Raw genomic sequence first — 16,519 nt, 5'->3', positions numbered from 1 at the left:
GGCGGGCTTTAGAGGCATGTAGGTATGTTTTTGTCGTTATGTCGCCACGTTAGTCTCAGTTCGGATGCCTATGCAAGATCATCGCGCTGGCTGTCGAGCAAATCCATGAATGCCCGTGCGGCATTCGACAGGGTGCGCTCGGTATGCAGGATGTAGCCCAACTGGCGGGTCAGCTGGATGCCCGGTATCGGCAGGCGCGCGACCTGATCATCGAGCATGGTGCGGGGCAGCACGCTCCAGGCCAGGCCGATGGAGACCATCATCTTGATGGTTTCCAGGTAGTTGGTGCTCATGGCGATATTGGGTGTCAGGCTCTGGGCCTCGAACAGGCGCTGGACGATGTGATGGGTGAAGGTGTTGCCGCCGGGAAATACGGCTGGGTGCTGCGCCACGTCGGCCAGGCTGATCATTTGGCTGCGGGCCAGTGGGTGTTCCGGTGCGGCGACGAAATCCAGAGGGTCGTCCCACACGGCGACGGCGCGGATCGGCTCACGTGTTTCCGGGGCGAGGGTGATCACCGCCAGTTCGGCGCGGCCATGCAGGACTTCTTCGTACGCGACCTCCGAGTCGAGGAACTGGATATCCAGCGCCACCTGCGGATGGGCGCGGGTAAAGGCGCGCAGCAGGGCGGGCAGGCGATGCAGGCCGATGTGGTGGCTGGTCGCCAGGGTCAGGCGGCCGCTGACTTCACCGGAGAGGTTGGTCAGCGCGCGACGGGTATCGTCCAGCACGTTGAGAATCTGGTAGGCGCGCGGCAACAGGGCGCGGCCGGCTTGGGTCAGGCCAATCTCGCGACCGAGGCGGTCGAACAGACGCACGCCCAGTTGCTGTTCCAGGCCGGCGATGCGCTTGCTCACGGCAGGCTGGGTCAGGTGCAGGCGCTCGCCGGCTTCGGAAAAGCTGCCGGTTTCGGCAATGGCGATGAAGGCATTGAGGTTGGCCAGATCCATGGAGCGCTCCGGGTCAGTAATGATGCGCTGAGCATACATTCCTCTTCGGAATCCTTTGAATAAAAAATATGAATTTGAGTTATTTCGTGCCTGGCAATAGCATTCTCCCCATAAGCCGAAGGGCCATTTTCGCCCAGGCATAGAAAGGTGCACTTCTGACGCCGGGCGGTGATAACGCAGGCAGTTTGCGGATGTGCTCAAAAGGCGCTGATGAGGTAAGGCTGATGACTGGCAAGACGCTCTACGACAAGCTCTGGGAAATGCACGAAGTGAAACGTCGCGACGACGGTTCTTCGTTGATCTACATCGATCGTCACATCCTTCACGAAGTGACCTCGCCGCAGGCCTTCGAGGGCCTGCGCCTGGCCGGGCGCAAGCCGTGGCGCATCGACGCCAACATCGCCACCCCGGATCACAACGTGCCGACCACCAAGGCCGAGCGTCAGGGTGGCCTCGAGGCCATCGCCGATGAGGTTTCGCGCATTCAGGTACGGACCCTGGACGAGAACTGCGATGACTTCGGCATCCTCGAGTTCAAGATGAACGATGTGCGCCAGGGCATTGTCCACGTGGTCGGTCCGGAGCAGGGCGCCACCTTGCCGGGCATGACCGTGGTCTGTGGCGACTCGCACACTTCTACCCATGGCGCCTTCGGTGCGCTGGCCCACGGCATCGGCACCTCCGAGGTCGAGCATGTGCTCGCCACCCAGTGCCTGGTGGCCAAGAAGATGAAGAACATGCAGGTGCGCGTCGAAGGCAAGCTGCCGTTCGGCGTCACCGCCAAGGACATCGTGCTCGCCGTGATCGGCAAGATCGGCACCGCCGGTGGCAATGGCCACGCGCTGGAGTTCGCCGGCAGCGCCATCCGCGACCTGTCGCTGGAAGGACGCATGACCATCTGCAACATGTCCATCGAAGCTGGTGCCCGTGTAGGCCTGGTGGCCGTGGACGAGAAAACCATTGCCTACGTCAAGGGTCGTCCATTCGCGCCCAAGGGCAGTGACTGGGACAAGGCCGTGGCGCAATGGCAGAGCCTGGTGTCTGACGCCGATGCGGTGTTCGACACCGTGGTCGAATTGAAAGCCGAAGACATCAAGCCGCAAGTCAGCTGGGGCACCTCGCCGGAGATGGTTTTGGCCGTCGACCAGAACGTGCCGGACCCGGCCGCCGAAGCCGACCCGGTGAAGAAGGACTCGATCACCCGCGCACTGAAGTACATGGGGCTGAGCGCCAACCAGCCGATCACCGATATCCAGCTGGACCGCGTGTTCATCGGCTCCTGCACCAACTCGCGCATCGAAGACCTGCGCGCTGCTGCCGAGGTGGCCAAGGGGCGCAAGGTCGCCAGCACCGTCAAGCAAGCCATGGTGGTGCCGGGTTCTGGCCTGGTGAAACAGCAGGCCGAGGCCGAGGGGCTGGACAAGATCTTCATCGAGGCCGGTTTCGAATGGCGTGAGCCGGGTTGCTCCATGTGCCTGGCGATGAACCCGGACAAGCTGGGCAGTGGCGAGCATTGCGCCTCGACCTCCAACCGCAACTTCGAGGGCCGTCAGGGCGCTGGTGGCCGTACCCACCTGGTGAGCCCGGCCATGGCTGCCGCTGCTGCGGTAACCGGTCGTTTCATCGACGTTCGCGAATTGATCCAGGCCTGAGGAGCTAGATGATGAAAGCCTTTACCCAACACACCGGCCTGGTCTGTCCGCTCGACCGTGCCAACGTCGACACCGATCAGATCATTCCCAAGCAGTTCCTGAAGTCGATCAAGCGCACCGGCTTTGGTCCGAACCTGTTCGACGAATGGCGTTATCTGGATGTCGGCCAGCCGAACCAGGACAACTCCAAGCGCCCGATCAACAAGGATTTCGTGCTCAACTTCCCGCGCTACCAGGGCGCTAGCGTGCTGCTGGCCCGCGAGAACTTCGGCTGCGGCTCTTCGCGCGAGCATGCGCCTTGGGCACTGGACGAATACGGTTTCCGCACGGTGATAGCGCCGAGCTTTGCCGACATCTTTTTCAACAACAGCTTCAAGAACGGCCTGCTGCCGATCGTCCTCAAGGACGAAGAGGTCGATGCGCTGTTCGAGCAGGCCGAAGCCACCGAGGGTTACCAACTGACCGTCGATCTCCAGGCGCAGACCGTGACCCGCCCCGATGGCGTGCAGTACAGCTTCGAGGTCGATGCTTTTCGCAAGCACTGCCTGCTCAATGGCCTGGACGACATCGGCCTTACGCTGCAGGATCAGGACGCGATCAAGGCGTTCGAGGTCGGTTACCAGCAGAGCAGCCCCTGGCTGTTCGGCGCAATCAAGTAATACATGAAGGTAGGGTGGATGGCGCTTTATCCATCCACCGTGCTGGGTTTCGGTGGATGAAAGCAGCGTCATCCACCCTACGGATAGATTGAGGGATGCAATGAGCAAGCAGATTCTGGTTCTCCCCGGCGACGGTATCGGCCCGGAAATCATGGCCGAGGCGGTCAAGGTGCTGAACCTTGCCAACGACAAATACGCCCTGGGCTTCGAGCTGAGCTTCGATGACCTGGGTGGCGCCGCTATCGACCGTTATGGCGTGCCGCTGGCCGACGAGACCCTGGCGCGCGCCAAGGCTGCCGATGCCGTGCTGCTCGGCGCCGTTGGCGGGCCGAAGTGGGACACCATCGATCCGGCCATCCGCCCCGAGCGCGGCCTGCTGAAGATCCGCTCGCAGCTAGGCCTGTTCGGCAACCTGCGTCCGGCCATCCTCTACCCGCAACTGGCCGAAGCCTCCAGCCTCAAGCCGGAAGTGGTCGCTGGCCTGGATATCCTCATCGTCCGTGAGCTGACCGGTGGCATCTACTTCGGCCAGCCGCGCGAAAGCAAGGTGCTGGAAAACGGTGAGCGCATGGCGTTCGACACCCTGCCGTACAGCGAGAGCGAAATCCGCCGCATCGCCAAGGTCGGTTTCGACATGGCGCGCGTGCGCGGCAAGAAGCTGTGCTCGGTGGACAAGGCCAACGTCCTGGCGTCCAGCCAGCTGTGGCGCGCCGTGGTCGAGGAAGTGGCCAAGGACTACCCGGACGTCGAATTGAGCCACATGTACGTCGACAACGCCGCCATGCAGCTGGTGCGTGCACCCAAGCAATTCGACGTGATGGTCACCGACAACATGTTTGGTGACATTTTGTCTGACGAAGCTTCGATGCTGACCGGCTCCATCGGCATGCTGCCGTCGGCATCCCTGGACGCCAACAATAAGGGTATGTACGAACCTTGCCATGGCTCCGCGCCGGACATCGCCGGCAAGGGCATCGCCAACCCGCTGGCCACTATTCTCTCGGTCTCCATGATGCTGCGTTACAGCTTCGGCCAGGTCGCTGCCGCCGATGCCATCGAGAAGGCGGTGAGCCTGGTACTGGATCAGGGCCTGCGCACGGGCGACATCTGGTCCGAAGGCAAGACCAAGGTCGGTACTGCTGAGATGGGTGATGCAGTGGCCTCCGCGCTGCGTAGTCTGTAATCTTCCCAGCCCCGCCGGTGTGGTTCCGGCGGGCTGTTTATATAGGTGTAGTCGTTATGAAACGTGTAGGTCTGATCGGTTGGCGTGGCATGGTCGGTTCCGTGCTCATGCAGCGCATGCTGGAAGAACGGGACTTCGACCTGATCGAGCCGGTGTTCTTCACCACTTCCAATGTCGGTGGCCAAGGCCCTGCCATCGGCAAGGACATCGCGACGCTGAAAGATGCCTACAGCATTGACGACCTCAAGGGCCTGGACGTGATCCTGACCTGCCAGGGCGGCGACTACACCAATGAAGTATTCCCCAAGCTGCGTGAAGCCGGCTGGCAGGGCTACTGGATCGATGCGGCCTCCAGCCTGCGTATGGATGACGACTCGGTGATCGTGCTCGATCCGGTCAACCGCAAGGTGATCGACCAGGCGCTGGACGCCGGTACCAGGAACTACATCGGCGGCAACTGCACCGTCAGCCTGATGCTGATGGCTCTCGGTGGCCTGTACGAGGCTGGTCTGGTGGAGTGGATGAGTGCCATGACCTACCAGGCTGCCTCCGGGGCTGGCGCGCAGAACATGCGTGAGCTGATCAAGCAGATGGGCGCGATCAACGGTGCCGTTGCCGACGAATTGGCCGACCCGGCCAGCGCCATTCTCGACATCGACCGCAAGGTGGCTGAGGCCATGCGTGGCGAAGGCTTCCCGGTCGACAACTTCGGCGTACCGCTGGCCGGCAGCCTGATTCCCTACATCGACAAGGAACTGCCGAACGGGCAGAGCCGTGAAGAGTGGAAGGCTCAGGCCGAAACCAACAAGATTCTCGGTCGCTTCAAGAACCCGATCCCGGTCGATGGCATTTGCGTGCGCATCGGCGCCATGCGCTGCCACAGCCAGGCGCTGACCATCAAACTGAACAAGGATGTGCCGATGGCCGACATCGAAGGCCTGATCAGCCAGCACAATCCCTGGGTCAAGCTGGTGCCGAACCATCGCGAAGATTCCATCCGCGACCTCGGCCCGACTGCCGTGACCGGCACCCTCAGTGTTCCGGTCGGTCGTCTGCGCAAGCTCAACATGGGTTCGCAGTACCTGGGCGCGTTCACTGTCGGTGACCAACTGCTGTGGGGCGCTGCCGAGCCGCTGCGCCGCATGCTGCGGATTCTGCTGGAGCGTTAACCGCAGGCTGATATCCAGCGTCAAACAAAGCCCTTCTGTCTCGGCAGAGGGGCTTTGTGTTTTATGGGGGCGCAAGCTGATTGCTTGGGCGATGGGGCGCAGTTACAGTGCCGCTCCCTCTGTGTCGCAGGTCCGCTCATGAGTCAGTCCATCAATATCGCCGTGATCGGCGCCACCAGCAACGTCGGCGAAGCGCTGGTCGAGTTGCTCGAAGAGCGTGAGTTCCCGGTGAAGGATCTGCATCTGCTGGCCAGCAACGAGTCGGCTGGGCAGAGTCTTTCTTTCCGTGGTCGGCAGGTGCGGGTCAGGTCGCTCGATGCCTTCGATTTCACTCAGGTGCAACTGGCTTTCTTTGCCGCAGGTTCTGAAGTGACACGCACCCATCAGGAGCGCGTGGTCGCAGCCGGTTGTTCCGTTATCGATCTGAGCGCTGCTTTTTCGCTGGATCAGGCGCCATGCGTATTGCCCGAGCTCGGCGCCGAAGGGCTGCCGGCATTGACCAAGCCGTGGTGCGTCAGTGCGCCGACGCCTTCGGCGGTTGCCTGTGCGTTGGTACTGGCAGCACTGAAGCCTGTGCTAAAGCCGCAGCAGTTGCAGGTGACGGCCATGCTGTCGATTTCCACACTGGGGCGCAGTGGCGTTCAGGAGCTGGCACGGCAGACCGCTGAGCTGCTCAACGGGCGCCCTCTGGAACCGAAGACGGTGGATCGACAGATCGCGTTCAATCTGCTGGCGCAGGTCGGCGAGGTGGATGATCAAGGGCATGCTCAGCTGGAGAAGCGTCTGGCCGCCGAGATTCGACAATTGTTGAGTCTGCCTGAGCTTCCGGTCGCAGCGACCTGCGCCTTGGTGCCAGTATTCTTTGGCGATAGTCTCGCGCTGGGTGTGTATGCTGATTCGGATATCGATATCAGTGCCGTGCAGCAGTTGCTCGAGGTCGCGCAAGGTATCGAGTTGGTAGAGGCCGGCGACTACCCGACTGCAGTGGGTGATGCGGTGGGGCAGGATCAGGTGTACGTGGGGCGTATCCGTCGTGGTGTGAGCGATCCAAGGCAACTCAATTTGTGGATTGCGTCTGATAATGTAAGAAAAGGCGCCGCCCTGAATGCTGTGCAGATAGCTGAGTTATTGATAAAACACTATCTGTAAAAGATACTTACCTAGAAATTTGAAGAATCTTTCTAGCTTGGCAATACTGGCTGAGTTGATTGCTGAATGGGGAGCCGCTCGTGGAGCGGAGGCAGGCAGCAGTTCTCAAGACCCTCTCGCATGCCGAGAAAAAGATAAAACAAGGGATAACGCTATGGTTCGGGTTCGCAAACTGGTGCTGGCAATCGCAGCCGCTTCCGCGCTGTCTTCCGGTATGGCGCATGCGCTGGGGTTGGGTGAAGTTACCCTGCAATCGTCGCTGAATCAGCCGTTGGTAGCGGAAATCGAATTGCTGGAGGTGCGCGACCTTGCTTCCAATGAGGTGATTACCAGCCTCGCGTCTCCTGAGGAGTTCGTCAAAGCTGGCGTCGATCGTCAGTACTTTCTGACCGACCTCAAGTTCACCCCTGTATTGAAACCCAACGGCAAGAGCGTTATCCGCATCACCTCGAGCAAGACCGTGCGTGAGCCCTACCTCAATTTCCTGGTTGAAGTGCTCTGGCCGAACGGTCGCCTGCTGCGTGAATACACCCTGCTGCTCGATCCGCCACTTTATTCCCCGCAAACGGCAGTCGCCGCTGCTCCGCAGCTGCCGGTCGCCGCACCTGCACCGCGTCCGGCCTCCGCTCCAGCGCCTGCGCCACGCAGCGTTGCTCCTGCACCTGCACCGCGTCCTGCTGCACCAGCGCCTGCAGCGCGCGCCATTTCCGGTAGCGAATACAAAACCACTGCCAACGATACGCTCTGGGAAATCGCCCAGCGTGTTGGCGGTGGTTCGGTCAATCAGACCATGCTGGCTATCCAGGACCTGAATCCGGATGCTTTCATTGGCGGCAATATCAACCGTATGAAGAGCGGTCAGGTGCTACGTCTGCCGGACGAACAGCAGATTCGTAGTCGCAGCAATGCCGAGGCGATCGCTCAGGTCTCCGAGCAGAATGCAGCCTGGCGTGAAGGTCGTGCCGTCGCCTCGCGTCAACTGGATGCCACTCGCCGTACCACCGCTGGCGCAGCACCGGCGACTGCAGAGGCGGGCGACAGTCTTAAGTTGGTTGCTGCTGAGGCTGGTCAGGCCACTCGCGGTAGCGATACCGGTGCGGCTGGAAGCAAGGCGCTGGCTGACAAGCTGGCAGTGACTCAGGAAAGTCTGGATTCGACCCGTCGCGAGAACGCCGAGCTGCAGAGCCGTGTAGGTGATCTGCAAAGCCAGCTGGACAAGTTGCAGCGTCTGGTAGAGCTGAAGGACAGTCAGTTGGCCAAGATGCAGGCCGACCTGTCGGCAGCGCCCGAAGCTCCTGCTCCTGCCGCAACGCAAGAGCCGCCTGCGGAAACTCCGGCAGCGGCGCCTGAAGCCGCGCCGCCCGCTGCGCAAGCGACAACGCCGCCGACTACGCCGCCTGAGGAGGCGGCGCCTGACTACAACTATTCCGAGGAACCGGCTGCGCCTGTCGAGGACAGCGCCGCCGCAACCCAGCAGCCGGCCAGTGAGCCGGCTGCTGCCGTTGAACCAGCCGCCCCGGTCAAGCCGGCCGAAGCCGCCAAACCTGCTACACCTGCTCCTGCGCCTGCACCGGCCCCGCAGGGTTTCATCGATGACCTGCTGGCTAACCCGATGACGCTGGGTTTGGCCGGTGGTGGTGCGCTTCTGCTCCTGCTGGTTGGCTTGATGGCGCTGTCGCGCCGCAACGCCCAGAAAGAGTCCGAGCTGCAAGATGAACTGGCTGACGACTTGTCCCAGGGGCAGGCGTTCGCCTCCGATCTGGACATGCCTGAAGGCAGCTTCGCAGGCCTTGACGACGAGCCTGTCCAGGCCGCTCAGGGCGCTGGCGAAGACCGCGTTACGGCGCAGACTGGCGACGCGCTGGGCGAGGCCGATATCTACATTGCTTACGGGCGCTTCAATCAGGCGGCCGAACTGCTGCAGAACGCCATCAATGACGAGCCACATCGTGCCGATCTGCGTCTGAAGCTGATGGAAGTCTATGCCGAGCTGGGTGATCGCGAAGGCTTTGCCCGTCAGGATAATGAACTGCGCGAGATCGGCGGCGTGAATGCCGAAGCCGAGCAGCTGAAGTCCAAGTATCCGGCGATCGCTGCCTTCGCGGGTGCGGGTGCCGTAGCGGCCGCTGCCTCCGCCGATGACGACATGGGCGAGTTCAGTCTGGACGACCTCAGCCTGGATGGGCCGACCGCTGAGGCGCCTGCTTCCACTGGTGGTGATCTGGATGATGCCTTCGATCTGAGCCTCGACGATCTGGAGGCTGATCTGGAGAGTGATGTTCAGTCAGCCAGGACTGACCAAGCGCCGTTGTCGCTGGACGATGATCTGGACTTCGGTCTGGTCGATGAGCCAGCCGCGCCGGCAGCTTCTGCCGATGACGATCTGAGCTTCGATCTGGCCCTGGATGATGACAAGGTCGAACTGTCCCGGCCGAGCGACGATCTGTCCGCCTTCAGCCTGGACCTGGATGAACCTGCTCCGGCAGCCAGCGACGAAGTTGATGATTTCCTGCTGAGCCTCGATGACGATGCGCCGCTGAACCAGTCGGCTGACGATCTTTCCGATCTGAGCATCGATCTGGCTGAAGAAACGCCGTCTGCCAATCTCGATCTGCCGGCTGACTTCGATCTCTCGCTCGAAGATGAAACTCCGGCTCAGCCGGCTGTCGCGCCTGATAGCTTCGCCGCGCAGCTGGACGAGGTGACCGCTGAGCTGGATCAGCTGTCGACTGATTTCGAAGAGCCGCAAGCAGCTCCGCTGGCACCGGCCAGTAGCCTGTCCAGTGATCTGGATGGCGATGATGACTTCGACTTCCTGTCCGGTACCGATGAAACCGCGACCAAGCTGGATCTGGCCCGGGCCTATATCGACATGGGCGACACTGAAGGTGCCCGCGACATTCTTGATGAAGTGATTGCCGAGGGCAGTGATGCTCAGCAGCAGGAAGCTCGCGAGATGATTGCCAAGATGGTTTGATTGAAACATGTCTGATGCAGTACCTGTAGCGGCCGCCGAAATGGCGGCCGCTGGCTTTTTCAGAATCGCTCTGGGCCTCGAATACAAGGGCGCACGTTATCGTGGGTTCCAACGCCAGGGCGCGAATGTTCCGTCGATCCAGGGTCATCTGGAAACGGCCTTGTCCAAAGTCGCTGGTGGTGCCCCGGTCAGCATTCTGTGCGCCGGACGTACCGATGCCTCTGTGCATTCCAGTGGTCAGGTGGTGCATTTCGATACCACTGTCGAGCGTTCGCTGCACGCCTGGATCATGGGCGCCAACATGAATTTGCCCGCTGACATCAGCGTGACCTGGGCGAAGGTGATGCCGGCGCACTTTCATGCGCGCTTCTCGGCAATGGCGCGACGCTACCGCTACGTGATCTACAACGATCCGATTCGCCCGGCGCACATGGCCGAGGAAGTGACCTGGAATCATCGCCCGCTGGATGTGGCGCGCATGCGTGAAGCGGCCCTGGCGCTGGTAGGCACTCATGATTTCAGCGCCTTCCGGGCAACCCGCTGCCAGGCCAAGTCACCGGTCAAGACCGTGCACCACCTGCAACTGATCGAGCATGGCCGCTTCATCGTGCTGGATATCCGCGCCAATGCTTTTCTGCACCATATGGTGCGTAACATCGCGGGTGTGCTGATGACCATTGGTGCCGGCGAGCGGTCGCCAGAATGGGCGCGGGAGGTGCTCGAGCGCGGTGATCGACATAGCGGGGGAGTGACGGCGCACCCCTACGGTCTCTATCTGATACAGGTCGATTACCCGGAGGAGTTCGAATTGCCGCAGCGCTATCTCGGGCCGCATTTTCTCTCTGGTCTTCCGGACGTGCGACAGCCATAACCCTTTGTTACCATCCGAACCCGCATGGCGAGAGGCATGAACGTGACGGTCGTACGCAGCAAGATTTGTGGTATCACCCGCATCGAGGATGCCCTGGCGGTGGTGGAGGCGGGAGCCGACGCTATTGGTCTGGTGTTCTACGGGAAAAGCCCGCGAGCAGTCAGTGTCGAGCAGGCCGCTGCGATCCTGCATGCCTTACCGCCGTTCGTGACCACTGTCGGGCTGTTCGTCGACATGCCGCGCGACGAGCTGCAGCAGTTGCTGCAGCGCCTGCCGCTGGATCTGCTGCAGTTTCACGGTGACGAGTCGCCAGCCGACTGTGAAGGCTTTGGCCGCCCCTATATCAAGGCGCTGCGGGTTCGCCCCGGTGAGGACGTGGCGGCAGCCATGGCGCCCTACACTGGTGCGCGGGGTATTCTGCTGGATACCTTCGTCGAGGGCGTGCCGGGTGGTACGGGCGCTTCGTTCGATTGGTCGCTGGTGCCTGAAGATGCCGCCAAACCAATCATCCTGGCCGGCGGCCTCGATTCGGACAATGTCGCGCGGGCCATTCGCCAGGTGCGCCCTTATGCCGTCGACGTCAGTGGTGGGGTAGAGGCCAGTAAAGGCATAAAGGATGCAGGCAAGATTCGTGCATTCGTGCGGGCGGTGCGTGATGCTCGATGTGACGGCGATTGAAGCAGGGCCGTCAATTAGCCTGTCACGCCGCCATGGGCTCGTTTCGACGGGCGCTGGGTGCGGCAGAAAAGAATTGCTGGAGATGGGCGTTTCACGATGAGGCGTTCATCCGAACCAACGGTTATGGAGAAATGACAGCATGAGCAACTGGTTGGTAGACAAACTCATTCCCTCGATCATGCGTTCCGAGGTGAAGAAGAGCTCTGTGCCCGAGGGCCTGTGGCACAAATGTCCGTCCTGTGATGCCGTGCTCTACCGTCCTGAGCTGGAAAAGACGCTCGACGTCTGTCCCAAGTGCAATCACCACATGCGTATCGGCGCTCGTGCGCGTATCGACATCTTCCTCGATGCCGACGGCCGCGAGGAGATCGGTGCTGATCTGGAACCGGTCGACCGCCTGAAATTTCGCGACAGCAAGAAGTACAAGGATCGTCTGGCTGGTGCGCAGAAGCAGACCGGCGAGAAGGACGCCCTGATCTCAATGAGTGGCACCCTCGAAGGTATGCCGATCGCCGTTTGCGCGTTCGAGTTCTCCTTCATGGGTGGCTCCATGGGCGCCATCGTCGGTGAGCGTTTCGTCCAGGCGGCCAATGTCGCGCTGGAAAAACGCTGCCCGCTGGTGTGCTTCTCCGCTTCGGGCGGTGCGCGCATGCAGGAAGCGCTGATCTCGCTGATGCAGATGGCCAAGACTTCCGCCGCCCTGGCGCGTCTGCGTGAAGAAGGCCTGCCGTTCATCTCCGTGCTGACTGACCCGGTCTACGGTGGTGTTTCCGCCAGCCTGGCAATGCTTGGAGATGTCATCGTGGCCGAGCCGAAGGCGCTGATCGGTTTCGCCGGCCCGCGCGTGATCGAGCAGACCGTGCGCGAGAAACTGCCGGAAGGCTTCCAGCGTAGCGAGTTCCTCATCGAGCATGGTGCCATCGACATGATCATTTCGCGCGATGAGCTGCGTCCGCGCCTGGCTCGTCTGCTTGCGCAAATGATGAATCGTCCCTCTCCGGTTTCCCTGCCGGCCACTGCATGACCGAACGCAGCCTGGGCGAGTGGCTCGCCTATCTCGAGCAGTTGCATCCTTCGGCCATCGACATGGGCCTGGAGCGCTCGCGTGAGGTCGCGCAGCGGCTCGGCCTGGGCAAGCCTGCGCCATTGGTGGTTACCGTCACCGGTACCAATGGCAAGGGCTCTACCTGCGCCTTTCTCGCCAGTCTGATCGCCGCCCAGGGGCAGCGCGTCGGTGTTTACAGTTCACCGCACCTGCTGCGTTACAACGAACGTGTGCTTGTGCAGGGGCGAGAAGCCAGCGACGAAGAGTTGTGCCAGGCTTTTGCGGCGGTCGAAGCCGCGCGTGGCGAGATCTCCCTGACCTATTTCGAGATGGGTACGCTGGCGGCCTTCTGGCTGTTCGAGCGTGCTCAGCTGGATGCCGTGGTGCTCGAAGTTGGCCTCGGCGGGCGCCTGGATGCGGTGAATCTGGTCGATGCCGATCTGGCGCTGATCACCAGCATCGGGCTGGATCACGCTGACTGGCTGGGCGATACCCGTGAATCGGTCGCCTTCGAAAAGGCCGGGATCATGCGCGCCGGCATGCCTGCGTTGTGCGGTGACCTCGACCCTCCGCTGCCATTGCTGCAGCAAGCAGTCACGTTGGATACGCCGCTGTTCCTGCGCAGTCGTGACTATGACCTAAGCGTGCAAGCGCAGGACTGGTCCTGGTATGGCCTTGACGTAAAAGGCCAGGTACTGCGACTCGAGCAGCTGCCGCTTCTTGATCTGCCAATGGAAAACGCGGCGCTGGCGTTGCAGGCCTATGCGCTTCTGCCGCTGCCGTGGAATCACCAGCAGATCGTTGAGGCCCTGCTCGCCACGCGGGTAACCGGGCGCCTGGATCGTCGCGCGCTGGATTGGCGAGGCAAGTCACTCACACTGTTGCTCGATGTTGGGCATAATCCTCATGCCGCCGATTATCTGGCGCAGCGCCTGGAGAGTCGCCCGCTGGCCGGGCAGCGCTGGGCGGTGTTCGGTTTGTTGGCCGACAAGGATCTGCCCGGCGTGGTGTCGCCGCTGCTGAGTCTGGTTTCTGGTTGGGCCGTGGCGCCGCTGGATACGCCGCGTTCACGCTCTGCCGATGACCTGGCCGAGCACCTGCGGGGGCAGGGCGCGGCGGTGGTGCAGTACCCGGATGTGCGTACCGCGCTCGATGCGCAGTGCGAGCAGGCGGCAGAGGGTGACGAGATACTGTTGTTCGGATCGTTTTTCTGCGTGGCCGAGGCCCTGGATTGGCTGGCCCGCCCGGCTTGATAAGGGGATTGGGGATGGCAATGCTGGACAGTGGGCTCAAGCAGCGCATGGTCGGTGCTCTGGTGCTGGTGGCGCTGGCGGTGATTTTCCTGCCTATGCTGCTGTCGCGCGAGGATGAGATGCGCCGCGTGGTAGTGGATGCGCCGGTCATGCCGCAAGCGCCGGCTGCTGCCGAGATCATCGTGCAGCCTGCCGAGGTCGTCGAGCCCGAGGAGTTGCCGCAGGAGCCGGTTCCCGTTGAAGAGGTGGAGCCTCAGATCGTCGAGGTGCCTGAGCAGCCCAAGCCGACCCCGCCGCCTCTCGCGCAGCAGAGCAAGCCCGATCCGGTCAAGACCGAACAGGTTGTGAGCGCTGCTCCTGCCAAGCCGGAAGGCCGCCTGGACGCCAACAGTCTGCCGATCAGCTGGTCGGTACAGTTGGCCAGTCTGTCCAGTCGGGCTGGAGCAGAAAATCTGCAGAAAACGCTGCGCAGTCAGGGTTACAACGCCTATATCCGTACCTTCGACGGCATGAATCGGGTGTTCGTTGGTCCGTTGATCGAGCGCGCCGAGGCCGAGCGTCTGCGTGACCAGCTCAACCGCCAGCACAAACTCAGTGGTTTTGTCGTGCGCTTCCAGCCGGAAGCAGGCTAAGCACGCAAGGGACTTTGCAGCGCCTGGTTACCCGATGCGCCGGGCTCTGCTAAAATACTTCGCCTTTTCCGCTGGTAGGCCGCACCGTGGTATTCACCTGGGTCGATTGGGCGATCATCGCCGTCATCGCCATTTCTAGTTTGATCAGTCTGAAGCGCGGCTTCGTCAAGGAAGCCCTGTCGCTGCTGACCTGGATCATCGCAGGTGTGGTCGCCTGGATGTTCGGTGGCGCACTGGCCCAGCATCTCGTCGAATTTATCGAAACGCCTTCCGCGCGGGTCATTGCAGCCTGTGCCATTCTCTTCATCGCCACCTTGCTGGTGGGCGCTCTGGTCAATTTCCTCATTGGCGAACTGATCCGTGTGACTGGCCTGTCCGGTACCGACCGTTTTCTCGGCATGGTATTCGGCGCCGCACGTGGTGGTTTGTTGGTGGTGCTGCTGGTCGGGCTGATCAGCCTGGCACCCGTGGAACAGGATACGTGGTGGCAACAGTCACAGCTGGTGCCGCATTTTCTGATGGTCGCCGACTGGTCGAAGAACCTCATTCTGGGGTGGTCCGATCAGTGGTTTACCGGTGGGTCGGCTCACCCAGCTGATCTGCTTTAAAAGAGTGGCCTGCGCGGAGTAACCGCTGCGCCGGTCGCTGAATTAGCCTGAACTATCTAGCAGGGGTCGTGGCACATGTGTGGCATCGTCGGTATCGTCGGTAAATCGAACGTCAATCAGGCGCTGTATGACGGGCTCACCGTCCTCCAGCACCGCGGCCAGGATGCTGCCGGTATTGTCACCAGCCATGATGGCCGCCTGTTCCTGCGCAAGGACAACGGCCTGGTGCGTGACGTGTTCCAGCAGCGTCACATGCAGCGCCTGGTTGGTCATATGGGCATCGGCCATGTGCGCTACCCGACTGCTGGTAGCTCCAGCTCGGCCGAAGCTCAGCCGTTCTACGTCAACTCGCCTTACGGCATCACCCTGGCGCACAACGGTAACCTGACCAACGTCGAGCAGTTGGCCAAGGAAATCTACGAGTCCGATCTGCGTCACGTGAACACCAATTCCGATTCGGAAGTGCTGCTCAACGTGTTCGCCCATGAGCTTGCCCAGCGCGGCAAGCTGCAGCCGACCGAAGAAGATGTGTTCGCCGCCGTTACCCACGTGCATGAGCGCTGCCTGGGCGGTTACGCCGTCGTCGCGATGATCACCGGTTATGGCATCGTCGGCTTCCGTGATCCCAACGGCATTCGCCCGATCGTCTTCGGCCAGCGCCATACCGATGAAGGCGTCGAGTACATGATCGCGTCCGAGAGCGTATCGCTGGACGTACTCGGCTTCACCCTTATCCGCGACCTGGCGCCGGGCGAGGCGGTCTACATCACCGAAGAGGGCAAGCTGTTCACTCGTCAGTGCGCGGCCAACCCGCAGTACGCGCCCTGCATCTTCGAGCACGTTTACCTGGCGCGCCCGGACTCGATCATGGACGGTATCTCGGTGTACAAGGCGCGTCTGCGCATGGGCGAGAAGCTGGCCGACAAGATTCTCCGTGAGCGTCCGGATCATGACATCGACGTGGTCATCCCGATTCCCGACACCAGCCGTACGGCGGCGCTGGAGCTGGCCAATCATCTGGGCGTGAAATTCCGCGAAGGTTTCGTCAAGAACCGCTACATCGGCCGCACCTTCATCATGCCCGGCCAGGCGGCACGCAAGAAATCCGTACGGCAGAAGCTCAACGCCATCGAGTTGGAGTTCCGCGGCAAGAACGTGATGCTGGTGGACGACTCCATCGTGCGTGGCACCACCTGCAAGCAGATCATTCAGATGGCCCGCGAGGCTGGCGCGAAGAACGTCTACTTCTGCTCGGCAGCCCCGGCGGTACGTTACCCGAACGTCTACGGCATCGATATGCCTAGCGCCCATGAGCTGATCGCGCACGGCCGGACCACTGAAGAGGTCTGCGAGCTGATCGGTGCCGACTGGCTGATCTACCAGGATCTGCCGGACCTGATCGAGGCGGTCAGTGGCAGCAAGAAGATCAAGATCGACAACTTCGACTGCGCGGTGTTCGACGGCAAGTACGTCACCGGCGACGTCGACGAAGCCTACCTGGACAAGATCGAGCAGGCGCGCAACGATGCCAGCAAGGTCAAATCGCAGGCCGTCAGCGCGATCATCGATCTGTATAACAACTGATTCGAGCGGGCAGGGCAGCGGTCCTGCCTGGTCCGTAGCCCGGATGCAGTCCGGGGGATATCACAAAGGATTTCCCGGATTGCATCCGGGCTACATTGCTTGAGGTAGC

Annotated in this window: 14 protein-coding genes; 13 read left to right on the top strand and 1 reads right to left on the bottom strand. The window is 61.6% G+C overall.

What is annotated here, in order from left to right; all coding sequences use genetic code 11:
* Window positions 1–68: 68 nt before the first annotated feature.
* Window positions 69–950, bottom strand: coding sequence for a LysR family transcriptional regulator (locus INS93_RS11920; RefSeq protein ID WP_192982416.1), 882 nt, complete (start codon window positions 948–950; stop codon window positions 69–71).
* 224 nt (window positions 951–1,174) lie between these two features.
* On the opposite strand from INS93_RS11920, the gene leuC reads away from it, so the two are divergent.
* The 13 genes from leuC to purF all read left to right on the top strand — a co-directional run bounded on the left by leuC (window position 1,175) and on the right by purF (window position 16,410).
* A complete protein-coding gene (gene leuC / locus INS93_RS11915; protein WP_160016668.1) occupies window positions 1,175–2,602 on the top strand; it encodes a 3-isopropylmalate dehydratase large subunit in 1,428 nt (475 codons plus the stop codon).
* Window positions 2,603–2,613: 11 nt separating this feature from the next.
* Window positions 2,614–3,261 (top strand): 3-isopropylmalate dehydratase small subunit, encoded by a 648-nt coding sequence (gene leuD / locus INS93_RS11910; protein WP_160016667.1) that lies wholly within the window; start codon window positions 2,614–2,616, stop codon window positions 3,259–3,261.
* A 100-nt stretch (window positions 3,262–3,361) separates the two neighbouring features.
* Window positions 3,362–4,444: a 3-isopropylmalate dehydrogenase gene (gene leuB, locus INS93_RS11905; protein WP_192982146.1), complete on the top strand. Its 1,083-nt coding sequence runs from the start codon at window positions 3,362–3,364 to the stop codon at window positions 4,442–4,444.
* Window positions 4,445–4,500: 56 nt separating this feature from the next.
* Window positions 4,501–5,613, top strand: coding sequence for an aspartate-semialdehyde dehydrogenase (gene asd, locus INS93_RS11900; protein WP_160016664.1), 1,113 nt, complete (start codon window positions 4,501–4,503; stop codon window positions 5,611–5,613).
* A gap of 138 nt (window positions 5,614–5,751) precedes the next feature.
* The gene (locus tag INS93_RS11895) at window positions 5,752–6,762 is read left to right on the top strand and encodes an aspartate-semialdehyde dehydrogenase (RefSeq protein WP_192982144.1); all 1,011 of its coding nucleotides are present in this window, start codon (window positions 5,752–5,754) and stop codon (window positions 6,760–6,762) included.
* A 154-nt stretch (window positions 6,763–6,916) separates the two neighbouring features.
* Entirely contained in the window at window positions 6,917–9,739 is a 2,823-nt protein-coding gene (locus tag INS93_RS11890; protein WP_192982142.1) for a FimV family protein, read from the top strand.
* A gap of 7 nt (window positions 9,740–9,746) precedes the next feature.
* Window positions 9,747–10,610 carry a tRNA pseudouridine(38-40) synthase TruA gene (truA, locus tag INS93_RS11885; protein ID WP_160016660.1) on the top strand — a complete coding sequence of 288 codons (864 nt, stop codon included), beginning with the start codon at window positions 9,747–9,749 and terminating at the stop codon, window positions 10,608–10,610.
* A 24-nt stretch (window positions 10,611–10,634) separates the two neighbouring features.
* The gene (locus INS93_RS11880) at window positions 10,635–11,288 is read left to right on the top strand and encodes a phosphoribosylanthranilate isomerase (protein ID WP_192982140.1); all 654 of its coding nucleotides are present in this window, start codon (window positions 10,635–10,637) and stop codon (window positions 11,286–11,288) included.
* A gap of 139 nt (window positions 11,289–11,427) precedes the next feature.
* A complete protein-coding gene (gene accD / locus INS93_RS11875) occupies window positions 11,428–12,312 on the top strand; it encodes an acetyl-CoA carboxylase, carboxyltransferase subunit beta (RefSeq protein ID WP_160016657.1) in 885 nt (294 codons plus the stop codon).
* Complete coding sequence (gene folC, locus INS93_RS11870) at window positions 12,309–13,586, top strand: bifunctional tetrahydrofolate synthase/dihydrofolate synthase (RefSeq protein WP_192982138.1); 1,278 nt, start codon at window positions 12,309–12,311, stop codon at window positions 13,584–13,586. Before accD ends, folC begins: the two co-directional genes overlap by 4 nt.
* A gap of 14 nt (window positions 13,587–13,600) precedes the next feature.
* Complete coding sequence (locus tag INS93_RS11865; RefSeq protein WP_192982136.1) at window positions 13,601–14,218, top strand: SPOR domain-containing protein; 618 nt, start codon at window positions 13,601–13,603, stop codon at window positions 14,216–14,218.
* Window positions 14,219–14,304: 86 nt separating this feature from the next.
* On the top strand, window positions 14,305–14,826 hold the full coding sequence (locus INS93_RS11860) for a CvpA family protein (protein ID WP_003461125.1): 522 nt from the start codon (window positions 14,305–14,307) through the stop codon (window positions 14,824–14,826).
* A 75-nt stretch (window positions 14,827–14,901) separates the two neighbouring features.
* Window positions 14,902–16,410: an amidophosphoribosyltransferase gene (gene purF, locus INS93_RS11855; RefSeq protein WP_160016653.1), complete on the top strand. Its 1,509-nt coding sequence runs from the start codon at window positions 14,902–14,904 to the stop codon at window positions 16,408–16,410.
* Window positions 16,411–16,519: the final 109 nt, after the last annotated feature.

The sequence above is a fragment of the Pseudomonas sp. EggHat1 genome, from assembly GCF_014892995.1.
GTDB lineage: Bacteria > Pseudomonadota > Gammaproteobacteria > Pseudomonadales > Pseudomonadaceae > Aquipseudomonas > Aquipseudomonas chaetocerotis.
The sequence above is the reverse complement of the archived record's forward strand: the minus strand, read 5'-3'. Positions and strand labels throughout refer to the sequence as shown.

Coding starts and splice junctions, on each gene's coding strand:
- purF (WP_160016653.1), top strand. CDS start 14,902: ATGTGTGGCATCGTCGGTATCGTCGGTAAATCGAACGTCAATCAGGCG.
- folC (WP_192982138.1), top strand. CDS start 12,309: ATGACCGAACGCAGCCTGGGCGAGTGGCTCGCCTATCTCGAGCAGTTG.
- leuD (WP_160016667.1), top strand. CDS start 2,614: ATGAAAGCCTTTACCCAACACACCGGCCTGGTCTGTCCGCTCGACCGT.
- leuC (WP_160016668.1), top strand. CDS start 1,175: ATGACTGGCAAGACGCTCTACGACAAGCTCTGGGAAATGCACGAAGTG.
- INS93_RS11865 (WP_192982136.1), top strand. CDS start 13,601: ATGGCAATGCTGGACAGTGGGCTCAAGCAGCGCATGGTCGGTGCTCTG.
- asd (WP_160016664.1), top strand. CDS start 4,501: ATGAAACGTGTAGGTCTGATCGGTTGGCGTGGCATGGTCGGTTCCGTG.
- INS93_RS11880 (WP_192982140.1), top strand. CDS start 10,635: ATGGCGAGAGGCATGAACGTGACGGTCGTACGCAGCAAGATTTGTGGT.
- truA (WP_160016660.1), top strand. CDS start 9,747: ATGTCTGATGCAGTACCTGTAGCGGCCGCCGAAATGGCGGCCGCTGGC.
- accD (WP_160016657.1), top strand. CDS start 11,428: ATGAGCAACTGGTTGGTAGACAAACTCATTCCCTCGATCATGCGTTCC.
- INS93_RS11890 (WP_192982142.1), top strand. CDS start 6,917: ATGGTTCGGGTTCGCAAACTGGTGCTGGCAATCGCAGCCGCTTCCGCG.
- INS93_RS11920 (WP_192982416.1), bottom strand. CDS start 950: ATGGATCTGGCCAACCTCAATGCCTTCATCGCCATTGCCGAAACCGGC.
- INS93_RS11895 (WP_192982144.1), top strand. CDS start 5,752: ATGAGTCAGTCCATCAATATCGCCGTGATCGGCGCCACCAGCAACGTC.
- leuB (WP_192982146.1), top strand. CDS start 3,362: ATGAGCAAGCAGATTCTGGTTCTCCCCGGCGACGGTATCGGCCCGGAA.